Annotated in this window: 25 protein-coding genes; 7 read left to right on the top strand and 18 right to left on the bottom strand. The window is 51.6% G+C overall.

Annotated features, from left to right (window positions below; genetic code table 11):
* Positions 1–146: 146 nt before the first annotated feature.
* Entirely contained in the window at positions 147–614 is a 468-nt protein-coding gene (locus tag QOR82_RS06565) for a universal stress protein (protein WP_283583982.1), read from the bottom strand.
* A gap of 156 nt (positions 615–770) precedes the next feature.
* Here QOR82_RS06565 and QOR82_RS06560 point away from each other — a divergent pair, with 156 nt between their 5' ends.
* From QOR82_RS06560 to QOR82_RS06540, 5 genes are all read left to right on the top strand, one after another.
* Entirely contained in the window at positions 771–1,235 is a 465-nt protein-coding gene (locus tag QOR82_RS06560; RefSeq protein WP_283583980.1) for an Lrp/AsnC family transcriptional regulator, read from the top strand.
* Between the two features lie 6 nt (positions 1,236–1,241).
* Entirely contained in the window at positions 1,242–2,204 is a 963-nt protein-coding gene (locus QOR82_RS06555; RefSeq protein WP_283583979.1) for a GDSL-type esterase/lipase family protein, read from the top strand.
* The gene (locus tag QOR82_RS06550) at positions 2,197–2,985 is read left to right on the top strand and encodes a tyrosine-protein phosphatase (RefSeq protein WP_283583978.1); all 789 of its coding nucleotides are present in this window, start codon (positions 2,197–2,199) and stop codon (positions 2,983–2,985) included. The genes QOR82_RS06555 and QOR82_RS06550 overlap by 8 nt, the downstream gene beginning before the upstream one ends.
* A 73-nt stretch (positions 2,986–3,058) precedes the next feature.
* Positions 3,059–3,283, top strand: coding sequence for a hypothetical protein (locus QOR82_RS06545; RefSeq protein WP_283583977.1), 225 nt, complete (start codon positions 3,059–3,061; stop codon positions 3,281–3,283).
* A 145-nt stretch (positions 3,284–3,428) separates the two neighbouring features.
* The gene (locus tag QOR82_RS06540; RefSeq protein ID WP_283583976.1) at positions 3,429–4,466 is read left to right on the top strand and encodes a zinc-dependent alcohol dehydrogenase family protein; all 1,038 of its coding nucleotides are present in this window, start codon (positions 3,429–3,431) and stop codon (positions 4,464–4,466) included.
* 116 nt (positions 4,467–4,582) lie between these two features.
* Here QOR82_RS06540 and QOR82_RS06535 read toward each other — a convergent pair whose 3' ends face one another.
* From QOR82_RS06535 to QOR82_RS06500, 8 genes are all read right to left on the bottom strand, one after another.
* The gene (locus QOR82_RS06535; RefSeq protein WP_283583975.1) at positions 4,583–5,002 is read right to left on the bottom strand and encodes a MerR family transcriptional regulator; all 420 of its coding nucleotides are present in this window, start codon (positions 5,000–5,002) and stop codon (positions 4,583–4,585) included.
* Positions 5,003–5,032: 30 nt separating this feature from the next.
* Positions 5,033–5,371 carry a MerR family transcriptional regulator gene (locus QOR82_RS06530; protein WP_283583974.1) on the bottom strand — a complete coding sequence of 113 codons (339 nt, stop codon included), beginning with the start codon at positions 5,369–5,371 and terminating at the stop codon, positions 5,033–5,035.
* 85 nt (positions 5,372–5,456) lie between these two features.
* Positions 5,457–6,122, bottom strand: coding sequence for an NAD(P)H-binding protein (locus tag QOR82_RS06525; protein ID WP_283583973.1), 666 nt, complete (start codon positions 6,120–6,122; stop codon positions 5,457–5,459).
* A gap of 127 nt (positions 6,123–6,249) precedes the next feature.
* Positions 6,250–6,984, bottom strand: coding sequence for an amino acid ABC transporter ATP-binding protein (locus QOR82_RS06520; RefSeq protein ID WP_283583972.1), 735 nt, complete (start codon positions 6,982–6,984; stop codon positions 6,250–6,252).
* Positions 6,984–7,685, bottom strand: a complete 702-nt coding sequence (locus QOR82_RS06515) for an amino acid ABC transporter permease (RefSeq protein WP_408612931.1) — start codon at positions 7,683–7,685, stop codon at positions 6,984–6,986. Before QOR82_RS06515 ends, QOR82_RS06520 begins: the two co-directional genes overlap by 1 nt.
* A 30-nt stretch (positions 7,686–7,715) precedes the next feature.
* Positions 7,716–8,504: a transporter substrate-binding domain-containing protein gene (locus QOR82_RS06510; protein ID WP_408612929.1), complete on the bottom strand. Its 789-nt coding sequence runs from the start codon at positions 8,502–8,504 to the stop codon at positions 7,716–7,718.
* 139 nt (positions 8,505–8,643) lie between these two features.
* Positions 8,644–9,438, bottom strand: coding sequence for a transporter substrate-binding domain-containing protein (locus QOR82_RS06505; RefSeq protein WP_283583970.1), 795 nt, complete (start codon positions 9,436–9,438; stop codon positions 8,644–8,646).
* 70 nt (positions 9,439–9,508) lie between these two features.
* Positions 9,509–9,835, bottom strand: coding sequence for a hypothetical protein (locus QOR82_RS06500; protein ID WP_283583969.1), 327 nt, complete (start codon positions 9,833–9,835; stop codon positions 9,509–9,511).
* 135 nt (positions 9,836–9,970) lie between these two features.
* Here QOR82_RS06500 and greA point away from each other — a divergent pair, with 135 nt between their 5' ends.
* Positions 9,971–10,450 (top strand): transcription elongation factor GreA, encoded by a 480-nt coding sequence (gene greA / locus QOR82_RS06495; RefSeq protein ID WP_283583968.1) that lies wholly within the window; start codon positions 9,971–9,973, stop codon positions 10,448–10,450.
* Positions 10,451–10,505: 55 nt separating this feature from the next.
* Here the strand turns inward: greA and QOR82_RS06490 are convergent, their stop codons facing one another.
* The 9 genes from QOR82_RS06490 to QOR82_RS06450 form a co-directional block, all read right to left on the bottom strand.
* Positions 10,506–11,018, bottom strand: a complete 513-nt coding sequence (locus tag QOR82_RS06490) for an O-acetyl-ADP-ribose deacetylase (RefSeq protein ID WP_283583967.1) — start codon at positions 11,016–11,018, stop codon at positions 10,506–10,508.
* 12 nt (positions 11,019–11,030) lie between these two features.
* The gene (locus tag QOR82_RS06485; protein ID WP_283583966.1) at positions 11,031–12,941 is read right to left on the bottom strand and encodes a M13 family metallopeptidase; all 1,911 of its coding nucleotides are present in this window, start codon (positions 12,939–12,941) and stop codon (positions 11,031–11,033) included.
* A 99-nt stretch (positions 12,942–13,040) separates the two neighbouring features.
* Entirely contained in the window at positions 13,041–14,195 is a 1,155-nt protein-coding gene (locus QOR82_RS06480) for an MFS transporter (RefSeq protein ID WP_283583965.1), read from the bottom strand.
* A 15-nt stretch (positions 14,196–14,210) separates the two neighbouring features.
* Positions 14,211–15,398, bottom strand: a complete 1,188-nt coding sequence (locus tag QOR82_RS06475) for an MDR family MFS transporter (protein WP_283583964.1) — start codon at positions 15,396–15,398, stop codon at positions 14,211–14,213.
* 94 nt (positions 15,399–15,492) lie between these two features.
* A complete protein-coding gene (locus QOR82_RS06470; protein WP_283583963.1) occupies positions 15,493–15,780 on the bottom strand; it encodes a hypothetical protein in 288 nt (95 codons plus the stop codon).
* A gap of 2 nt (positions 15,781–15,782) precedes the next feature.
* Positions 15,783–17,102 (bottom strand): vWA domain-containing protein, encoded by a 1,320-nt coding sequence (locus QOR82_RS06465; RefSeq protein WP_283583962.1) that lies wholly within the window; start codon positions 17,100–17,102, stop codon positions 15,783–15,785.
* Positions 17,103–18,269 (bottom strand): ATP-binding protein, encoded by a 1,167-nt coding sequence (locus QOR82_RS06460; RefSeq protein ID WP_283583961.1) that lies wholly within the window; start codon positions 18,267–18,269, stop codon positions 17,103–17,105.
* 4 nt (positions 18,270–18,273) lie between these two features.
* The gene (locus QOR82_RS06455) at positions 18,274–18,903 is read right to left on the bottom strand and encodes a DNA-3-methyladenine glycosylase (protein ID WP_283583960.1); all 630 of its coding nucleotides are present in this window, start codon (positions 18,901–18,903) and stop codon (positions 18,274–18,276) included.
* 11 nt (positions 18,904–18,914) lie between these two features.
* Positions 18,915–19,247, bottom strand: a complete 333-nt coding sequence (locus QOR82_RS06450) for a DUF7671 family protein (protein WP_283583959.1) — start codon at positions 19,245–19,247, stop codon at positions 18,915–18,917.
* A 133-nt stretch (positions 19,248–19,380) separates the two neighbouring features.
* Here QOR82_RS06450 and QOR82_RS06445 point away from each other — a divergent pair, with 133 nt between their 5' ends.
* Positions 19,381–20,016 carry an NAD(P)H-hydrate epimerase gene (locus QOR82_RS06445; RefSeq protein WP_283583958.1) on the top strand — a complete coding sequence of 212 codons (636 nt, stop codon included), beginning with the start codon at positions 19,381–19,383 and terminating at the stop codon, positions 20,014–20,016.
* Positions 20,017–20,098: the final 82 nt, after the last annotated feature.

Here is a 20,098-nt window from a genome sequence, read left to right as displayed (position 1 = left end):
CTAGAAAAATATTAAACTATCAAACACCGTTTGAGATATTTTTTGAAGAACCGTTGCACTTAGTTTGACAATTCGTCTTAAACAAAAAAGCACCGCTCAGGACTCCCCATGAGAAATCCTAAGCGGTGCTTAGCTAGTTTGGATCATTACTTCTTGTCTTTTGGCAACTGGTTATCTTCATTGGTCCGAACAACCAGCACATCAACGTGCGCGTTGCGGTTAACAAAGGACGTAACCGAACCAATCATTGCCCGTTGCATTCGCGAAAGACCACTAGCGCCAATCATAATTAAATCATTGTGGTGATCGCGCGGAAAATCAAATGCAATAACGGTCTTGGGGTTGCCGAGCCGAACGTGGATGTCAATGTTTTCAAAATCCACGTTATCCAGCAGACCGTCCAAGTAATCCTTTGCCTTCTCTACTAACTGGTAAGCGATACTTCCGTTGGACATACCGGCAAAGTTGTATGCCATCGCCCGGGTATCAATGACGTTTAAAACGTCGATATGGGCATCATTCCGCTTCGCAGTTGCTAATGCCTTTTGAAAGGCTAATTCTGCTTCCTTAGAACCATCTACTGGAACCAGGATGTTTTCGTATTCTTGGCTCATCATCAGACCTCCAATCCCTCTTTAATTTAATTGTACTACCAACCCGCAGTGAAGCAAAAGGGCAAAGCCGATTTTCTCATTAGATTGACTTTAACGAACAAAAAAACTACAATGCTTGTTAAGATTATTAAGTTTTAAGGGGATGTCACACTAGCAATGGACAAGATTGACCGTCAAATAATTAATATGTTGCAGCAAAACGCCCGCGTATCCCTCAAACAAATGTCGCAAGCGTGCTATATCTCATCACCGGCCATCGCCGCCCGGATCAACAAACTCGAAAAGAAGGGCATTATTACCGGCTACCACAGCACTGTCAACCTGGAAAAGCTCAAATTCCACGTAAAGGCCTTCGTCCAGGTTCAACTGGAGCCGCGGCAAAAGAAGCAATTCTATCCATACATCCAACAGATTCCCAACGTGATCGAGTGCAACTGTGTGACGGGCGACTTTTCCGAAGTGATGGAGGTAGTCTTCCCAACGACAGCAGACCTTGATGACTTCATCAACGTCATTCAGCAAAAATTCGGCAAGACGAGTACCCAAATCGTCTTCAGTACCAGCGTTCAACATCGGGGCGTCACCCTTAACCTTCCTCAAGAGAAGCCAAACGAGGAGTAGCCCATCATGAAACTATCAGCCGGTCAAATCGGTACCTACTGTCGCCTCTGCGGTCGCTGGCAACTTCGCCGCATTCAAGGACAAGATGCGCTTTATAGCACTACCCTTGGCAGCTACTTACGCTTTCGACTTAGCCGGCCTGCTACCGTCACCTTCACGGCCATCAGTAATGGCAATCCTGCCGCCAACCCCCAAATCTATGCCTGGCGGATTAACGGCCAATCCTGGCAGCGAGTTAGTGTCACTCAAATGCCTATACGGATTCTCGTCAGGCAGGCTGGAGCAATTGTCGAAATCATGACCGCCGGCAATAATGATTCCGACCAAGTCTGGACAGGTGGCCAGGGCTTTGCGATCGTTAGTCTATCCTGTGATCAAGGCGCAATTAGTCCCACGCCAGCTCGACCACTACTGACCGCTATTGGAGATTCTATCACTGCCGGTTGCTGGGTCCAGGGCAAACGTTCTTCTTATGATTACCGTCCGGAGAGCAACTATCTCCAACTGCTGGCGGATCATTGCGGCTTTGATACCAATCGACTGGCTTATTCCGCCAGTGGGGTGCTGGCTCCTGGAACGGGTGGCGTCCCCGCGGCTGGGCACTGGCTTGAACAGCTCGACGCGACACACCCCGTTCCCTTGCAGGCCAGCCAATTGGTCCTCGTCAATCTTGGCACCAACGACCACCAGCCTGACCCACAGCTCTTCACGAAACGTTTGGTAACTATCCTTCAGCGAGTCCGGCGACAATGCCAAGCCCCCGTCCTGGTGATGATGCCGCTATCACAAAACAATCATGACCTGATCGCCCTGGCCGCTCGCCAAAGCAGCTGTCGGTTAATCGATACTCACAACTGGTGTCACCATTGGACCGATCATACTCATCCCAACCAAGAAGGTGCAAAAGAAATGGCCGATCATCTGATCCCCATTATCAACAAAATGAAAGGAGCTTTTTCGCATGACTGAACAACGTATCATCCCCATTCATCATGGCTATAATTTTCGTGACCTAGGCGGCTACCCGACAGCCGATGGTCACCACGTGCAATGGGGTCGCCTTTACCGAACCGGTCGTCTGAACATTCTCGATGCTGGTGAACGCCAGCAGTTCGTCCAGCGCCACGTTGCCCAAATCCTCGATCTCCGTGACAACCGCGAAGTAAAGGAAGAACCGGATCCGGCCTTAACAGGTGCCCAGTACCACCACTTGCCGGTTTTCATTTCTGACGAAACCGGCGCTAACCTTCCCTGGTTCTCCTCGTCCCATGACCTGGCCCAGAAGCATCATCTCGGTGATCAGCTGATGAAAGTTGCTTATCACGATATGCTGGCAAAACCGACGGGCCAGCAAGCCTACCATAACTACTTTGCCAGCCTCCTGGCAGCCAAGAGCAACGATGCAATCATTTTTCACTGTGCCGCGGGCAAGGACCGAACCGGGATCGCCGCTTATCTCACCTTGCGCTTGCTCGGCGTTGATGAAGAAACAGCCCGTCAAGACTACCTGATGACCAACCAGTGTTCCATCGAACACCGACGCAACCGCATCCGCGAAATCAAAGCCGCAGGCGGCAATGACGTCATGGTCAGCAACGTCATGGAAATGGCTTCGGCCAAAGATGAATTCCTCCAGTCAGCCCTTGACGTTGTCAAACAAGAAGCCGGTTCAATTTCCGCCTTCTTTACCAAGGTGCTGGGTTTTTCTGCCGCGGATATCAAAGACCTTCGTAAGCTCTACTTGGTATAATCGCATCGGTTCTCAAAAAACGGTATAATAATAGATAGAGAGACGACCAATCGCCGCGCAAAGGAGTGATTTGATGGAAACGCGTATTTTCTTTAATCCTGGTGATTCAATCGCTAACATTCACGACTACAACGAAGCCGTGCGGAAAGGCCAAATCTACAAAAAAGAAAAGAAGGTTGACGACCTTGTCATCGCCAAAGGCCCCAATGACGAGGAGTACGCCATTTTCTATGCTAAGGACGAAAAGCCGGCCAGTCACGACCAGGTCAAGGCTTACGACGTCAAAAAACATCTTTAATTCTAAAATTCTGATTGCAACTGGGGAAAGCGCGTCTTTCGCCAGTTTTTTTGTATACTCATGAATCGTCGCCTTGCCTTCGAGTCGATTCGAAGGTTTATATTAAACTTGTTGTGATAATTCAAACTACATTGGAGGTCATTTTATGAAAGCAGCAGTCTTTGTTGAACCTGGCAAAATTGAAGTCCATGAGGTGGACAAACCGACCATTCAAAAGCCAACCGACGCGATTTTGAAGATCGTGCGGGCCTGTGTCTGTGGTTCTGACTTGTGGTGGTACCGGGGCATCAGCGAACGAAAACACGGTTCGCTGGTCGGTCACGAAGCCATCGCAACCGTCGAAGAGGTCGGTTCCGCCGTCAAAGACGTCAAACCCGGTGATTTTGTCATCGCTCCCTTCACCCACGGTTGCGGCCATTGTGCGGCCTGCAAAGCCGGCTTTGATGGCGATTGTATGAACCAGGAAGCCGGTGGCAATGGCGGCTACCAGGGCGAATATCTACGCTTTACCAACGCTAACTGGGCCCTAGTCAAGATTCCGAGTCAACCGAGCGATTACAGCGACGCTCAATTAAACGACCTGCTGACCCTTGCCGACGTAATGGCTACCGGCTACCACGTCGCTGCCAGTGCCGAAGTAAAAAAGGGTGACACGGTAGCCGTCATCGGTGACGGCGCCGTGGGTCTGTGCGGGGTCATCGGCGCGAAACTTCGCGGTGCCAAACGCATCATCAGCCTCAGCCACCACGAAGACCGGGCCAAGTTGGCTAAGGAATTCGGAGCTACGGACATCGTTGCCGAACGTGGCGACGACGCCGTTAAAAAAGTGATGGAACTGACCGATGGTGCCGGTGCAGACGCCGTTCTGGAATGCGTGGACGCTGTATCCGCAATTGAACAAGCAGGGCAAATCGCACGACCAGGCGCCATCATTGGCCACGTGGGGGTTCCGCAAAAAGAACCAGCATCCAATACCCTCTTCTGGAAAAACATCGGTCTCCGTGGCGGGATTGCTTCCGTCACCACTTATGACCGCGAAGTCTTGCTCGACGCCGTTTTAAAGGGTGAAATCCACCCCGGCAAAGTTTTCACCAAGCGTTTCAAGCTGGATGATATTCAAAAGGCTTACGAGGCAATGGACAAGCGCGAAGCAATCAAGTCATTGGTTATCGTGAGTCAATAACCCTCCTATTACGAAAACATCCCCGAGCCGAAACTCGAGGATGTTTTTTATCATCTCATTACAACAAAAGGCCCATCGCTGTTGACAATATCAAGTCATCAGCGATGAGCCTTTCTTTAGTCATCTTGGTCGTCAAGGATTACTTTCTTCCGCAACTCATAGTAGTCTTGTTCTTCCAAAAACGGAATGACGTGCTTGTCGAAGTGGTCCAGTTTATACTTCAAATAATTAATTGTCTTATTCAGCTCGTTACGGCGGGCAACCAGCTGGTCATACTGTTCCTGAACCAGTGATTTCTGCGCCGCCCGACTGTCTTGATGTTCGCGGTAAAGCTTGACAAAATCAATCAACGATTCAACAGACATGCCCGCTTTACGCATCGACTTAATGAAGAGGACCCACTTGATTTCGTTTTCGGTGCAGTTGCGATAGCCACTACTGTTGCGGGGCACTTTCGGCAGCAAACCCACACTTTCCCAGTAACGGAGCGTCTCACGCGGGACGTCTAGCTGTTCACTAACTTGCTTAATGTTCATCCTTTTGTCTCCTTATTTTGCGGACAGTATTTATTGCTGTTCAGCCAACTTTTCCATTTGGTCGATGGCTGAAATAACACTCTGGTGGTCATTTTGCATTTGGACAAGCTGTTCTTGGAGAAAAGTATGCCGCGCCGGGGCGGCTTTTTTGCCCAACATGACCAGATGGGTGTACTCCCGCTGAAAATCGGTGGAAACCCCAAACTGATTTAATACTTTCGCGCATTTCAACCACTGCACGTCGCGGTCGGAGAAGTTGCGCAGCCCATCACTATCGCGCCTCACCTGGGGGATGATCCCCAGCCTTTCCCACCGGCGAATCGTGTCGGGGTGAACTGACAGTTCTTTAGCGACTTGTTGAATTTGCATCTTAAGACCCCTGTTTTTTATTTCAAAAATGGGCCAGGCCTCCCTTCAGGATGCGCTTTGCCCATTATTATTAGTAATAATAATTTTAGTAAACTGGCCGGTCGCTGCCCTGGGTGTCGGGGTCAGCAATCCCCAAACTGTCGTTGGCACCGAATGACGGGTCAGCCACGATCTTCAAAACGACGTCCGCAATGGACTTCCGGGAACCAGAAACCCCGACAAATTGCTCATCCTTGTGGGTGATGGTGTACTTCACTTCATCGCGGTCGTTCAGCCATGGCAGACGGAGTGTCGTGTAGGTCAGGCCGGATTCGGCAGCCAACTGATCAGACTTGACCGCAGCATTGTCTGCGGTGACCGTGCCGCCGAAGCAAGTATCACGGTTCCATTTACCAAAGGCGCCTGGCACTTCGTCATAGATTCCCAGCAGGTTTGTCAAGATCAAGCGCTTAACGCCTTCCTGTTTCATCGCATTGATAATGTTGTTAGTTGGCCGGTTCTGCCCTTCATCGTGGTCGATCACCGCGTTGAAGACCATATCCTGACCTTTTACGGCCTTTTCAACATCAGCAGCATTGTTCAGGTCGCCTTCCAGGACGGTTACCCGCGGATTATCAGCAAGATTGCTCAAGCGGCTGCTGTTCCGCAGCATTAAGGTGAGGTCAACGTCCTTAAATTGATCTTCATTTAAAATTCGGTCTTCAACCAGGCGGGCGATTTGACCATTAGCAGCTAGAATAGCGAGTTTCATAGAAAATTCCTCCTTATTGTTTGTCACTTATTTTTGACATTATCAATGCTAATCCTTCAAGCAGACTATAAGGCAAGAAGAAACTTCAAAAAAATTGGGAAAAGCCCGGAGACTCTTCCCAAATCCATTAAAACTTCATCGCTGCCAGGAACGCCTTGATCCGTTCCGTCGGGTGGTTGAAAAATTCATCGCTAGAACCGTTGAATTCGATTCGCCCGTCCTCAACAAACAGCAGTCGGTCGGCAACTCGCCGGGCGAATTCCATGTTATGGGTCACCACAATCATCGAATGCTGTTCATTAGCCAGCTGCTGAAGCACCCGAAGCACCTGGGCCTCCAGTTCAGGGTCCAGGGCACTGGTCGGTTCATCAAACAAGAGGTAGGACGGATTCATCGCCAACGCTCGACAGATGGAAATCCGTTGCTGCTGGCCACCTGACAGCTGCCGCGGATAACGATTAGCTGTCTCATCAAGGCCCACCTGCTTCAGTAAGTCATGGGCCCGCTGTTGCGCCTCAGCAGCGGATTGCTTGAGGACGTAACGCGGCCCCTCCGTGATGTTTTGCAATACCGTCAGATGCGGGAACAGATTCCAACTCTGGAAGACCATCGCCGTCTGCCGCCGTGCCGCCAGCACCTGCTTAGTGCTAAGCTGCTGGGCAAAATTAATCTTCAAATTATTCAATTCCATCGTTCCCTGCTGGGGACGTTCCAGGAGGTTGATCGACCGTAAAAGGGTCGATTTACCGGCCCCCGAGGGGCCCAAAATAACGGTCGTCTGGTGCTCCGGAAAGTCGACCGAAACATCAACCAGCGCGTGGTGTTCAGCATATTGTTTATCAACGTGTCTGAGTTTAATCATTAGACGCCCTCCCTTGGATCAGCAACGTAACGCGACGTCCATTTCTCCAGATAATGCTGCAAAATTGAGAGCACCGTACAGAAGACCGCGTAGATAACAGCTACCAGCGTGTACATCAGCATCGGCTGGTAGTTGTGGGCCACGATCTGCTGACTGACCATGAACATTTCCAGGATTGTGATCGAACTGGCCAGTGATGTGTCCTTGACCAAGCTAATGAAGTTGTTAGCCAGCGGTGGCACGGCGATCCGCAAAGCCTGAGGGAAAATGATCCGCCACAGGACTTGCCGGTAGGTCATCCCGATGGAATAAGCAGCTTCCCACTGACTCTGGGGAATCGAGCTAATCGCCGCCCGAACCGTTTCCGAAGCATAGGCTCCGCTGTTCAGCGAAAAAGTAATGATTCCGGCTGTCCAGGAGCTAAACTGCACCCCGATATTGGGCAGACCGAAGAAGACGATAAACAACTGCACCAGCAAGGGTGTCGACCGGAACAGCCAAACGTAGAAATCAAAGAACCACTTCACCAGCTGCCACAGGCCCCGGCTGACGAGATTGCCACGCGGCGTTGAGCGCCGCACCAAAGCCGTAATAACCGCCAAGATCAGACCCAAAACAAAAGAAATGATGGAAAGCGGAATGGTATACCGGATCCCAGCCTTCAGCAACTGCGGGGTGGTCGTTACAATAATATGCCAGATAGTAATCAACTCCTCTTATCGCTGGATCCGCTAAGGCTTGGTAATATCACCGTTAAAGTACTTCATCGACAGACGTTTCAAGGTGCCGTTCTTCCGCAAATGTGTTAGCGCTTGGTTGACCTGCTTTTGCAGCCCCGGATTGTGTTTATTCATCAGTACTCCAATCTTTTGGGTTGGAACCTGGTTAGATGGCACCACGACCGATTTCAGGTCAGCTGACGGGTTTTGCCGCTGGTAGTACAAATAAGCCGCGTTGGCATCCAAGAGGGCTGCCACCCTCTTCTGCCGAACCAGGGAAACGGCCGCCGAAAAGTCGCTCATGGAAACGACGTGACCGTGCCACTTCTTAACGTTGTCAGCGTTGACCGAACCGGTGCCGGCCGCAATTCGTTGGCCCTTAATGTCCTTCATATTGTGGATGAAGTTATTATCCTTGCGCATAATCAGGGCATCTTTGGCGTAGGCATACGGTTTAGAAAAGGCGTAGGCCTTCTTCCGAGCTGGCGTTTCGGCAATATTGTCCAAAACGACATCAAACTTCTTTGAACCAAGGCCGGCAATCAGAGAATCCCACTTGGTTGGCACGAACTTGACCTTGTAGCCCATTTGCTTGGCTAACTGACGAGAAACCTCAATTTCAAAGCCCGTCAACTTACCGTTCTTTCGGTAGGCATACGGCGCATAGGTCCCTTCCACCCCAACGGTTAAGGTATGCGGGTGGACCAAACGGGCCTGGCTGCTCGACTTACCGCAAGCGGTCAGAGAAACCATCAATAGAAAGGCCACCATCACAGCGGCGATTCGACGTAATAACTTCATAATTCTACCTTCATTCTTTTGATATATCGTTTTCATTAGAACACAAAGAACCTCAGACGGCAATTAAAATAGTCTAAAGGACTCTTTTGAGCAAAAAACAGCAATTTTCTTTTAGAAAATCACTGTTGATAGCCCGCCATTAGGGCTTGGTAATATCTTGATGGAAGTATTTTTCTGATAGTTTCTTCAATTCACCCGTTTTGCGTAGGTGACTCAGTGCCTGATTCGTTTTCTGCACTAATCCTGGATTGTGCTTGCTCATCAGCACCCCGATCTTTTGAGCCGGGATTTGTTTGGTCGGCAGGACCACTTGCTTGAGATCGCTGGCATGTTGCTGGCCCTGGTAGTAGCTAAAGGCTTCGCTCGAATTCAGCGCCGCCTGGACGCGATTTTGCCGGATCAGGCTAATGGCCGTCGCGAAGTCGTTGTTGTTGACGACCTTCCCACCAAATTTCTTTACGTTGTCCGCATTGACCGTGCCAGTCGCTGCTGCAATCCGCTGGCCCTTCATGTCCTTGGCATTCTTGATCGTCTGGTTATCTTTCTTCATGATCAAAGCCGACTTGGAATAGATGTACGGATGAGAAAAAGCATAGGCTTTTTTGCGCTGCGGCGTCATAACGACATTGTTGAGCACCATGTCGAATTTGTGAGCGCCGACACCGGCAATCAAGGAGTCCCACTTGGTTGGCACGAACTTGACCTTGTAGCCCATCTGTTTAGCTAGTTTCCGCGCTAATTCGACTTCAAAACCGGTCAACTTACCGTCCTTGCGGTATGAATACGGGGCATAGGTGCCTTCCAAACCAACCGTCAGCGTCCCCGGATGTACCAAGCTGGCCTTTTGGGTGCGGTTCGTCTTGCCACAGGCGACCAAAACGACAGCCAGCACTGCGACTCCAGCAACCATCGCCAAACGCTTGAACCACTTCATCAGCTATCACTCCTAGTTACAAATAGTAAGTACAATCTCTGATTATAATGGTTCTGCGTCGAACGTCAACTTATCTGCCGCCGACAATTTTTTTAGCAGCTTTTGCTAAGCGGAAACTCAACTTGTCAGCCGAATCACGGAACTCCTGGGTGAAATCCTTTGCATTCGGGCTGACCCGACCGACCGTTTTCCCAGTAAAGTCGGTCACCACGAGGTCCGAGCCATCCCAGCTAACATCATCATAGTGTCCCGCAAGGGCCTCATCCATCAGCGCCTGCATGGTATCCTTAACAGCATCCCTGATCACTTCTTCTGTGGTCAACTTTTGGCCGTGAACCTGGGCCTGGGCAATCTTCATTGCCACCTCATCCATATTGGCCGGAATCTCAATACTCATGAACAACCTCTCCTTTTGCTCCGCAGTTAATTAATCCTATTGTACCGCCTCTGCCGATCGTCGTACAAACTTCCCGTGCTTGACTCCCGGGCAAAAGACGCTAGGATAAAAAGACGAATAAGGGGGAAATTAACCATGGCAGAAATCCATTTCCAACAAATGACCAGCAAGGGTTATCACGAAATCGAACAGGAAATTGAAGACTTAAAAAAACAGCGTCCTGCCAAAATTGCCCAGTTGAAGGCTGCCCGCGCTCTCGGCGATCTCTCAGAAAACACGGAGTACAGCACCGCCAAACGCGAGCTGCGGCACCTCGAAAGTCGGATGCGCTATCTCGACCACCTTCTCACCTACGCCCAGGTCATCGACCCGCAAGACAACGGCGAGGTCCAGTTGGGTGCCCACGTCACCATTCAATTTGCTGACGACGGGACGAAGGAAACCTACCAAATCGTCGGTAAGCAGGAAGCTGAAGAAGCCGCTCTCGATGATCATAAGTTATCTTTTGACTCCCCACTCGGCCAATCATTGATGCACCACCGGGCAGGCGACATCGTCAACATCAAAGCCCCGGCTAGTTCTTACCGAGTCACAGTCAAAAAAGTCGCCCTATAAAGTCGCCCTATTTCAAAAAGAACTGGCAACCGCCTGCATGGCAGCTGCCAGTTTTTTAGTTTTGTTCAATTGCTTCTTGATAAGCCCGGGCCGTCGGTGCATTAAAGGCACAGATAATTACTTCAGTCAGCCTTTGGTCCTGGGCAATAAACTGCCGGATCGTTTTAATTGCGATTTGGGCCGCCCGTGTCAGCGGAAAACCGTAGACCCCTGTGCTGATCGACGCAAAAGCAACCGTCCGGCAGTCGTTCTGAACAGCGAGTGCCAGTGAATGACGATAACTGTTCGCCAAGAGCCGGTCTTCGTTGTGGTTACCACCCCGCCAGATCGGTCCTGGGGTGTGAATGACGTATTTGGCCGGCAGCCGAAAACCCGGGGTAATGACGGCCTCCCCCGTCGGACAGCCATGAAACTTCGCGCAGGCAGCATCGAGTTCCGCCATCCCAGCTGCTTGGTGAATAGCTCCGTCGACACCACCGCCGCCACGTAAACCCGTATTAGCCGCATTGACAATGGCATCGACTTTCAAGGTCGTAATATCAGCTTGCACCACCTTGATTACGGTCATAATATCACCGCCTTACCAGATATTAACCCGTTTATCTGGCGCCAGGTACATCCCATCGCCTTCGTGAACGTTGAAGGTCGTGTAAAAGTCATCCTGGTTCTGGGCCTGGACGTTGGCCCGCAGTTTGTTAGGGGCGTGGACATCAATCGACAGCAGCAGCTTCTTGTATTGCTCGGTTGCCTTCATCCGCCAAATCCGGCCCCAATTGATGAAGAAGGCCCGCAGATCAACGTCGTCTTCTTGTTTAGCAGCGCTGAGAGCACACGAAAGACCGCCACCATCAGCAATGTTCTCAGAGACCGTCAGCTTGCCGTTAACTGGCTGCCCAGCAAATTGCAGACCATTAAATTCATCAATCATCTTCTGTGCCAGCTTGTGGAAGTGCTCCTTGTCTTCCTTAGTCCACCAGTTATGGAGGTTGCCATGTTCGTCAAAGAGCGACCCGTTGTTGTCAAAAGCGTGAGAAATTTCATGAGCTATCACAGCCCCAATCCCGCCGTAGTTTTCACTGCTCTTTTGCTGCAGGGAATAGAACGGTGCTTGCAGGATTGCTGCTGGGAACACAATGATATTCTTGAACGGAGCGTAGTAGGCGTTGACCGTGGCAGCACTCATCTCCCAGCGCATCCGGTCAACCGGCTTGCCGTAACGGCTGAACTGGTCCTTGCTGAAAGTGACACTGAGGGCGTTCAAATTGGCCAGCAGGGTTTGTGAAGGGTCAACCCGCAACTGATCAAAGATGGCCGGAATCTTGTCAGGATAGCCGACCTGAACGCCGAGATTGTCTAGCTTTTTGATTGCCTGCTGGCGGGTTGCTGCACTCAGCCAGTCATTATTTTGCAGACGTTTTTCATAGACGCCCACCATCCGGTGTACCATTTTGATAACGTCTTGCTTAGCCGCTGGGCCAAAGTAGCGCTGGCCATAGTAGGTGCCGAGGACCTGAGAGAACATGCTGCCGGTCAAATAGTAGGCAAATTTATGCTGGTTGACAGCTTCTTTACGGCCAGAAACAGCGCGTCCATACGTACCGCTGAGTTGCCGCAAACTTTCGCTGAGATAATGAGCATCGGCTACCACCCGCCGGGTCAGCAGCCAGGACTTAAAGAGGGCAAAGTGGTCGGTCAGGATGCTATCAAGAGCCGTGAAGTAGGCTGGTTCCGTGACAATAATCTTGTCCGGGGTCGTGCCAATCAGCTCCTTGACGATCGCTGCCAGATCCAGCTGTTTGGTGTGACCCGCAAACTCATCCATCGTCTGGGGGTTGTAAAGTTTTCTGTAATCGGCGGACTCTTCAGCACTCTTAACGTGTGGTACCAGCAAAGCATCGAATTGTACCGCTTGCTCCACGGTCGTCTTTGCCTCATCCTCCGCGAAACCAAATTCAACCAACAGTTTCTTCACCATTTGCTGCCAAATCTTGAGCAAGGCAGGGCCCTGTTGGTTATCCTTGGCGTAATATGTCTTGTCTGGCAGGATCAGACTCGGCGCACTGGCAAAGAGGGCGTAAGTGGTGGCGTGCTTCATGTCCGCGTCAATGTCAAAATCAGCCGGTGAGCTTTCACCCCGTAAGATGGTATCGTACCAGTTAGCTTGGTAGTCCTGGTAGGATTGTAGGTTCTGAATACGTTTCAGGCCTTCCTTGGCAGGTGTCGTTCCTTCCTGGTCACGCCGCTTAAAATCACCAGCCAGCTGGTAGAGCTTCAGCATTTCGCTAAATTGGCTGGTTTGTGACCGTTTGTCTTCATCCTTGCCCGTCACAAAGGCGTCTAAGTCAGCCATCAAATGTTTTTCAACGCCATCTTCCAGTTCGACAAAACCACCGGTTGCCGGTTTGTCGGCCGGAATTTTTGCCTGCTTGACCCAATCGGCATTCACTGCCTCGTACAGATCATCTTTAATTTGTTGCTCGTTAATTGCCATTGAGCTCCACTCCCTTCGTTTCTTACTTTTTCAGTATAACAGTTTCGCTCACAAAGCCAGCCCAATACGCACCGGCTGATCGGAAAATCCCGCGACGTTCTAGCTGGTCCGGCGCCTCAGAACTAATATTTCCTGGGAAATAAGGAGAGCCCCGATCACACCAGCAAAGAGAAGCCGGTAACCAAGGCTATCGATGATCATTCCACCGATAAAGGGCCCAAGTGCCTTCCCAAGTGAGGAAAAAACGTTGACGAGTCCCTGATTGCGACCCTTCTGTGCGGCCGGCGTGTTTTCATCGACGACGACCGGCGCCGCTGGAACGAAGAGCGCTTCACCGCAAGTCAAGAGTACCATCCCCGCAATAATCATCCCCTGTTGATGCGAACAAAGAATGACAGCAAAGGACAAGACACAGAAAAATAATCCCGTCCGGGCCTGGCTGCGTGCCTGCCTGAAGAGATGAGGATTGCGCAGGATGAGCAACTGAATGGCCATGATCCCAATCCCGTTGATTACCCACAGGTGGCTGTAGAAAGTCGGCCGGTACCAGTGCGACAGGTAAACAGACATGTTGGTCATCCACTGTGAGTAGCACAACCACATGATAAACAGGCTGGCCATCACCTGCCAGATGATCATCGCCGGTTTTGCCAGGCCGCGGTGACTCTGCCGGTCACGTCCTTGAACCATTTTGGCCGGATAAACAAACGGCATCGTCAGCAAGGTAAAGGCCAGGACGATGACCGCGATCAGCACGATCACCATCATCAAGCGGCGAATCCCGTGGCCATCGTAAAGGTAGCCAATCGACCCGGAGCCGATGACCAGACCGATGTTGACCGCCAAGTACAGCAGGTTAAAGTCGCGTCGCGAATACCCGCCAGCATCCATGTAACTGACCATCGAGTATTCTACCGTCAGCGCCCACCCCGTCAAAAAACCATAAGGCAGCAAAAAGATGATATAGCCCCAGAGACCCGTTAACAGGAAACCACCGGCCGCAACGATGAGGGTTCCGCAAATACCGATCAGCAGGACCAGATACTTATTAACACGGTCGAAGAGCTGACCGGCTACGTAGCTGCCCAGCGCGTTGAGTAACGAATAGATCATCAAGACCAAGCCGGTTTGGGTCAACGAGATCCGGAATTCTTGGTGCAGATACAGGGTGCTGACCGGCCAGACCATGCTGTAAATCGTGTTGACTAATAGCGCAATGAGCGCTAATCGTGAAATCGTCAAGCGACGCTTCATGAACCCACTTCCTTGCTAGTTGCGTTGTCCCTTCATCCACCGCATGTACACGGCAGCCGCCAGGATGGTAAGCCCCATCGCGATGACAAAACTCGTGAAGAGGATCTGGTAATTCCATTCATCGATAGCAAAACCGCCATAAAGCGGTCCAATCGCCCGGCCAAGCGACGAGGTCATGCTGACCAAGCCCTGGTAATGACCAGCTTCATCTAAACTGGTCATCGTTGCCACCCAGGCCGGTGCACCCGGCAAGCTGAGCATGTCCCCAATCGTCAGCACTACCATTGAAATGACAAATCCCGCCAACGAGTGGGAGAAAATTAAGATAATAAAGGACGCCGCAAAGACCACTAGGCCAACCATGATCTGGGTGCTCAAGCGGACATAAGGTGACAGCATATTGACCAGGGGTTGGCCACAAACGATTAAGAGGCCGTTGATCGTCCAGAGTAAGCTGTAGACGAAGAACGGAATCCCCATATTAGTGATGTGGACCGACATGATACTTTCCCAGAAGGAATAACCCAGGTAGGCCACGACGAGATTTAAGCAAATCAACCGGATCAGAACAATTTGGCGATGGTGAGCCGGCGAATTGCCGCGAACCCGGGATTTGCCCTTCTCACTAGCACGCTTAGCAACCTTTTGAAAGTTGACATTAAAGCTCAGCAAGATTACCAGGAACAAAGCCAGATAGAAAAGCGCGGTTGCCACAAAGGTGATCACGATCCCGATTGGAAACAAGACCCCGACCAATAGGGTCCCGATTACGATCCCAAGGTTGTAGGCAATGTAGATGATGTTAAAAACGTAGCGCTCTCCGTGGTTAGCGACGGCCGAACCATAGGCGTTCGTGATCGTCATGTTGATCCCGTCGCCAAAACTAACCAGACACATCAAAACGGCAAAGATCGGCCAGCCATGGAAGAAGATCAGCAAAACCACCGACATGAGGGCAATTGCGGCACCAATAATGGCTGTCGCATACGGCCGCCAGCGATCAAATAACCGGCCACCAACATCGTTGCCAAGGATCATCGCCGCTGACATCACCAACGTCACAACCCCAGCCGTCGTCAGGGATTGGTGCAGATAATTATGGACGTACATCGTCGTTAATGGCCATAAAAAAGAGGCTCCGGCGCTGTTCATAAACGAAGCCACCACAACCCATTGCAATTTGACAGCGGTCCGCTGTCCCATAAAAACTCCTCCTGTTGTCTTGTCCCCAAGTTACAATCCATCAATTTCATTCTAACATTTCGCTATTCCGAAAGCGATCAGCCCCCACGCCTTTTCAACGAAATTCGGCTAGTAAAGCTTGCCGTCCCGCATTCGAAAACCATTCCGGATAACGGGCCAGCAACTGACTGGCATCCCGGTAGTCGTGAAGGTCGACCCGTCCAGGAATCAGCTGCGTATCCTGCAACAAGTGTGCCCACGACACGTCAACAGCATCTACCAACTGCTTGCTCAATGGAGACTGGCCGAAATCCCAGTCCTCGTTCAGCAACTGAACCGCCCGCTGATAGCGCGTCCCATGGGTTAGAATATCACGCATCTGCGTCGGACTTAATTCTGCCATCATCATTCCTCCCTTATTGAAACAACCCGTCCTGGCGGCTCCGTGACCGACAGCTGTTCGCAATCGGTTGTCAGCAGCCAAAGAACATTGCGATAACCGTAAGTAATCAGTTCTTTTTCCCCCCAACCATCCGTCATGATCACGACCAGGTGGCCGTTTCTGGCGATATGGTGCTGGTGAAGATAATCAAAGATAGCCTGGAAACGCGTGCCACCGCCACCTGTGCGCTGGTAGGCTACTTTGTGCCCCGGCTGGAGGCTCTGGATCCCCTCTTCTTGAACAACCGCATCAAAGGGATACACAGTCGCTACCAGTTGGAACTGCTGGCCAATAGTATTAATCGTCGTCAAGAGTTCGCTAATCGTCTGGTTGTTCATCGATCCCGAATTGTCGACAAAAATATCAAGTGAAATGACATAACGTGTCATCCGCCCCGGCAAATCCATCCGCATGGGTTGGCGCCGGTTAAAACGTCCCCAAGAATCCTGATAACCTCGGGCAACCGTGCCGAGCATCAGCCGCAATTGCCGGGTCCACCGCAGAGCTGGTCGGGTCGTAGCTGATTCCAAAGCCTGCTGAAGATTTCCCGGTAAGAGTCCCCGGTTGCGTTTTGGTGTCGCCTGCCACGCCGCCTTCAGCAAATTTTGGAGTTGCCCCAGGCGACGAAGGGAATTAATCCTAGCGGCGTCAGTTTGCCAGCCACGATGCGACTCCAGCTGTGCTAATGGCCGGCCCGGTCGCGGCTGGATTCCCAAACGTTTCTGATCTGGTTGCCGATTGAGCAGCTGTCCCCGCCCATCCGTCGTCGCTTCTAAGTGCAACCTAAATTTCTCGATCAGCTGAAGATAGTAGGACGAATCACGCTGAGCCGGAATTTTCCGGTGCAATAACCGCTCGAGGGCGCTGATGGTGGCTGTCCCGGCAGGCACCGTGGCCAGGTACTGATTCACCGCGATGTCGCATGCAACCTGCACGTTAGCCTGGTCCGCCCGCTGCGCATAACGAAAGGGGTGGCGCCAAATGACGTGAAGTGCTTCGTGATTCAGCAAGGCCAAGAGCTGATCAGGTACGACGCGGGCCAATTGTGCCGCATTATAGAACAAGCTTAATTGCTGCCGATGCCAGGTCAAACCAAGTGCAGCCGGTAATCCTTCTTCTTGCCGCCGCGGTAACCGCAGCAGTACTTCCCCTGCTAGGCGGTTGGTCCGGAGAATGTCGATGACGGCCTGGCTGAGGTAACGACCTGCAAGGCGGGCAGTAGGCGCCGGCTCAGTCTGCTCTTTTAACTGTTTGCTTAAAATTGTCAAACGTCGGCTTGCCAACTAATTGCTCCCTTTATCGCTCTGCGTGGCGACCCGGGCGAGCCAGTGATACAGGTTGGCTGCCTGCGAATCGGTGTCGAGTTTTTGATACAGCTCTTCCAGAATCGGTTCGGGACTATTGCCAATATCTTCGGCTAGGCTGTACTGACCGTCCGGGCTAAGTTGCTGGGCCGCCGCTAGAAAGTTAGCGGCGTGGCTAGCAATGGCCCATCCCGGGTGGGAATTTTGCTGCACCCACTCCTTGAGTGCCGTCAAGCGACCGAGCTCATCATTGTCGGCAAAACGCTCACGATTCGTACCCTGGACCAAATCGGCCACCGCAATTTGCTGGCCGTGTTCGCTCAAAAATTGGGCAAAAGCCGCTCCGGTCGCCGTGCCAAGATCACCACTGAAAACATCAGCCATCAAGTCCTGTTGCTGCTGGGGTGGCAAGCGGAGCAGCTCCACCAAATTCCGCGACACCCGTTCCCAGGCCCGTGGTGTCGGATACAGATCATCGCCGTGTTCGTCCGGGGCCAGGGTGTCGGGATGGTCTTGCAGATATTGGCGCACCAGGCGGTGAATGCGGGCTTGGCCATTAACTTCTTCCCCGGCCCAGCGCAACCAATCGCTAACAGAAGCCCGCATGACCAAACGGACGGTCCGGTCACGAATGGCGGCATCCCCAGCGGTCACGGCATAGTTGCTATCGGCAAATTCTTCCATACTGCTGTCCGGATTTTCAGCGATCACAATTCGCACTTCGTCCGGCAAGTGGAGGGCGTTAACCTGTCGCTGCAAAACTAGGTTCATCAGCTCGCTCTGGACCGCCTGGGTTCCCCGATTGAATTCATCCAAAAACCAGATAATTGGTCGGCCCGGATGCTGTTCAGCTGCTCGAATAATTGCTACCAGCGTTTCCGAATAACCGTACTGGACATTAGCCAGCCGACCGTAATGTTTCGTCTGTACAAATGAATCGCTGGTCAATGGCGGTACCGGTACGGCAAGATCACCTTTCTCCACCAGACTAACCACCGTTGTGTATAGGGAAGCATCCAGCCGATCAGCCACCTCCTGCACCAGGGCTGATTTGCCGATCCCGGCCTCCCCGACGATGTTTGGGACGTTGCCGGCCCGGATAACCGCCGGAACCGCAATCAATAATTGCTGATAGGTCAGTGCCATTCGATTACCTCCATCCTAGTGTCTGCCAGTTGGCATCACGCTTGCGCATTCCCGAGACATAAGGGTTGCCAGCCACTAAGAAGCGCCACTTTTCCGCAGCGTGGGGTCCCTGGGGAGTGGTACCAACTCGCTTCGTCCAAATGATCTGCCGGGGCTGTTGAGAATGTTCGTCATCAATCCAAATGGTAGACTGGGTCATCACCGTCCCGTCTAGCTGTCGGTCAAAGATTCCCAGCGCCTGCATCAGCTTGGCTGGTCCGTTGACCATCGCGACCCCCGTCCGATGACGATGGGTTGCCATCACTTCCTGGCCCGTCAACGGCTGAATTGCCCGTAGCAGCACACTTTGCGGCTCGCCAACCGGCTGGGTTACAATGTCACAACAAATCCAACCCCGGATTTGATAAAGGTAAAGGGTTCCTGGTTCTTGAAAAAGTGACGCCGTGTAAGCCGTCCGGCGGTTGCCATAAGCGTGCGAAGCCACGTCACCAATGCCACAATAAGCCTCGGTTTCAACGATTAAACCACTCAACTGGCCTTTGACGTCACGATAGCAAAGCCGCTTGCCGAGAAGATCCCGGGCAATCTGCGGCGTGGGCCGGCCCGTAAAAAAGTTCTTTCCTAACTGTTTCATCGCTGACCGCCTCAATCCTGCACTTGTTCTTGCAACAACCGTTGACCATCCGCTAACAACTGAGCACTCGCCCGAACGGTCAAGAAACGTTGCATCGGAACGACACTATGGCGGTCTTTAAAGGCCAGTGGGCGTTCTTCAATGATCATAACCATCAGCCGGTTCTCAGTCATCATCAACTGGCCGGCTCCGGTAAAACGACCCTTGGTATGTTTGCCAATCCGCCAGGTGTGAATCTTCACATCACCGTCAGCATCACGCTTAAATTGGTATCCACCGTCATTATCTTCAACTACTGGAATCCCTAAGTAACAGTGCGTTTCATACTTTGCTTTTTTCCCCATCTTCGATGCTCCCTTACTGGCCAACAACGGCTTTTGTCCTTCATCTTAGCCAATTCTTCCTTAATTGTCATCCCTGCTGTCGGCGGGCAATGGTATGATGATCTTATTAACATTATTTTGGGAGGAAATTTTCATGACAAAGACTGTGACCGCTGCACAAATGAGATATTATGACCAAACTACCATCAACCAAATCGGGATTCCGTCACTCGTGTTGATGGAACGGGCTGCTCTCGCGGCACGGGATGAAATCCTGGCAGGTTTTCCTCTCTCCCAGCGCAAAGTCGTGATCGTAGCCGGCAGCGGCAACAATGGTGGCGACGGCTTGGCTTTAGCACGCTTGCTCCATATTGCCGGGGTCAACGTAGCCATCATCAACGTGGGCAATCCCGACCACGCCAGCAAGGAACACCAGACACAAGAACACATCTGCCGTTACTACAACATTCCAGAAAGCACTGATTTGGCTGAGCTCGACCAAGCAACCATGATCGTCGACGCCATCTTTGGCATTGGGATCAACCGGCCCGTCAGCGGCAACTACGCCAAGGTTATCGAAAAAATCAACCACACTACCGCCGTCAAACTGGCCCTTGATATGCCATCTGGCATCAATACAGACACCGGCGAAGTGATGGGCTGCGCCGTCAAAGCCGACGCTACTGTTACTTTTGCCTTTAACAAGGTCGGTTTAACCAAAGATCCTGGTCGCCAATACGCCGGTCGCATCGTTTTAGCTGATGACATGGGAACTTATGAGACAAAATAGAAGAAGGGGCTGTGACATAAGTCCCTAAATTAAGAAGATCCATTCGGAAATTGAAAAATTTTCGAATGGATCTTTTCCTTTT

The organism is Limosilactobacillus difficilis, from assembly GCF_947387495.1.
Classification (GTDB): Bacteria; Bacillota; Bacilli; order Lactobacillales; family Lactobacillaceae; genus Limosilactobacillus; species Limosilactobacillus difficilis.
The sequence above is the reverse complement of the archived record's forward strand: the minus strand, read 5'-3'. Positions and strand labels throughout refer to the sequence as shown.

Coding starts and splice junctions, on each gene's coding strand:
- QOR82_RS06565 (WP_283583982.1), bottom strand. CDS start 614: ATGAGCCAAGAATACGAAAACATCCTGGTTCCAGTAGATGGTTCTAAG.
- QOR82_RS06560 (WP_283583980.1), top strand. CDS start 771: ATGGACAAGATTGACCGTCAAATAATTAATATGTTGCAGCAAAACGCC.
- QOR82_RS06555 (WP_283583979.1), top strand. CDS start 1,242: ATGAAACTATCAGCCGGTCAAATCGGTACCTACTGTCGCCTCTGCGGT.
- QOR82_RS06550 (WP_283583978.1), top strand. CDS start 2,197: ATGACTGAACAACGTATCATCCCCATTCATCATGGCTATAATTTTCGT.
- QOR82_RS06545 (WP_283583977.1), top strand. CDS start 3,059: ATGGAAACGCGTATTTTCTTTAATCCTGGTGATTCAATCGCTAACATT.
- QOR82_RS06540 (WP_283583976.1), top strand. CDS start 3,429: ATGAAAGCAGCAGTCTTTGTTGAACCTGGCAAAATTGAAGTCCATGAG.
- QOR82_RS06535 (WP_283583975.1), bottom strand. CDS start 5,002: ATGAACATTAAGCAAGTTAGTGAACAGCTAGACGTCCCGCGTGAGACG.
- QOR82_RS06530 (WP_283583974.1), bottom strand. CDS start 5,371: ATGCAAATTCAACAAGTCGCTAAAGAACTGTCAGTTCACCCCGACACG.
- QOR82_RS06525 (WP_283583973.1), bottom strand. CDS start 6,122: ATGAAACTCGCTATTCTAGCTGCTAATGGTCAAATCGCCCGCCTGGTT.
- QOR82_RS06520 (WP_283583972.1), bottom strand. CDS start 6,984: ATGATTAAACTCAGACACGTTGATAAACAATATGCTGAACACCACGCG.
- QOR82_RS06510 (WP_408612929.1), bottom strand. CDS start 8,504: ATGAAGTTATTACGTCGAATCGCCGCTGTGATGGTGGCCTTTCTATTG.
- QOR82_RS06505 (WP_283583970.1), bottom strand. CDS start 9,438: ATGAAGTGGTTCAAGCGTTTGGCGATGGTTGCTGGAGTCGCAGTGCTG.
- QOR82_RS06500 (WP_283583969.1), bottom strand. CDS start 9,835: ATGAGTATTGAGATTCCGGCCAATATGGATGAGGTGGCAATGAAGATT.
- greA (WP_283583968.1), top strand. CDS start 9,971: ATGGCAGAAATCCATTTCCAACAAATGACCAGCAAGGGTTATCACGAA.
- QOR82_RS06490 (WP_283583967.1), bottom strand. CDS start 11,018: ATGACCGTAATCAAGGTGGTGCAAGCTGATATTACGACCTTGAAAGTC.
- QOR82_RS06485 (WP_283583966.1), bottom strand. CDS start 12,941: ATGGCAATTAACGAGCAACAAATTAAAGATGATCTGTACGAGGCAGTG.
- QOR82_RS06480 (WP_283583965.1), bottom strand. CDS start 14,195: ATGAAGCGTCGCTTGACGATTTCACGATTAGCGCTCATTGCGCTATTA.
- QOR82_RS06475 (WP_283583964.1), bottom strand. CDS start 15,398: ATGGGACAGCGGACCGCTGTCAAATTGCAATGGGTTGTGGTGGCTTCG.
- QOR82_RS06470 (WP_283583963.1), bottom strand. CDS start 15,780: ATGGCAGAATTAAGTCCGACGCAGATGCGTGATATTCTAACCCATGGG.
- QOR82_RS06460 (WP_283583961.1), bottom strand. CDS start 18,269: ATGGCACTGACCTATCAGCAATTATTGATTGCGGTTCCGGCGGTTATC.
- QOR82_RS06455 (WP_283583960.1), bottom strand. CDS start 18,903: ATGAAACAGTTAGGAAAGAACTTTTTTACGGGCCGGCCCACGCCGCAG.
- QOR82_RS06450 (WP_283583959.1), bottom strand. CDS start 19,247: ATGGGGAAAAAAGCAAAGTATGAAACGCACTGTTACTTAGGGATTCCA.
- QOR82_RS06445 (WP_283583958.1), top strand. CDS start 19,381: ATGACAAAGACTGTGACCGCTGCACAAATGAGATATTATGACCAAACT.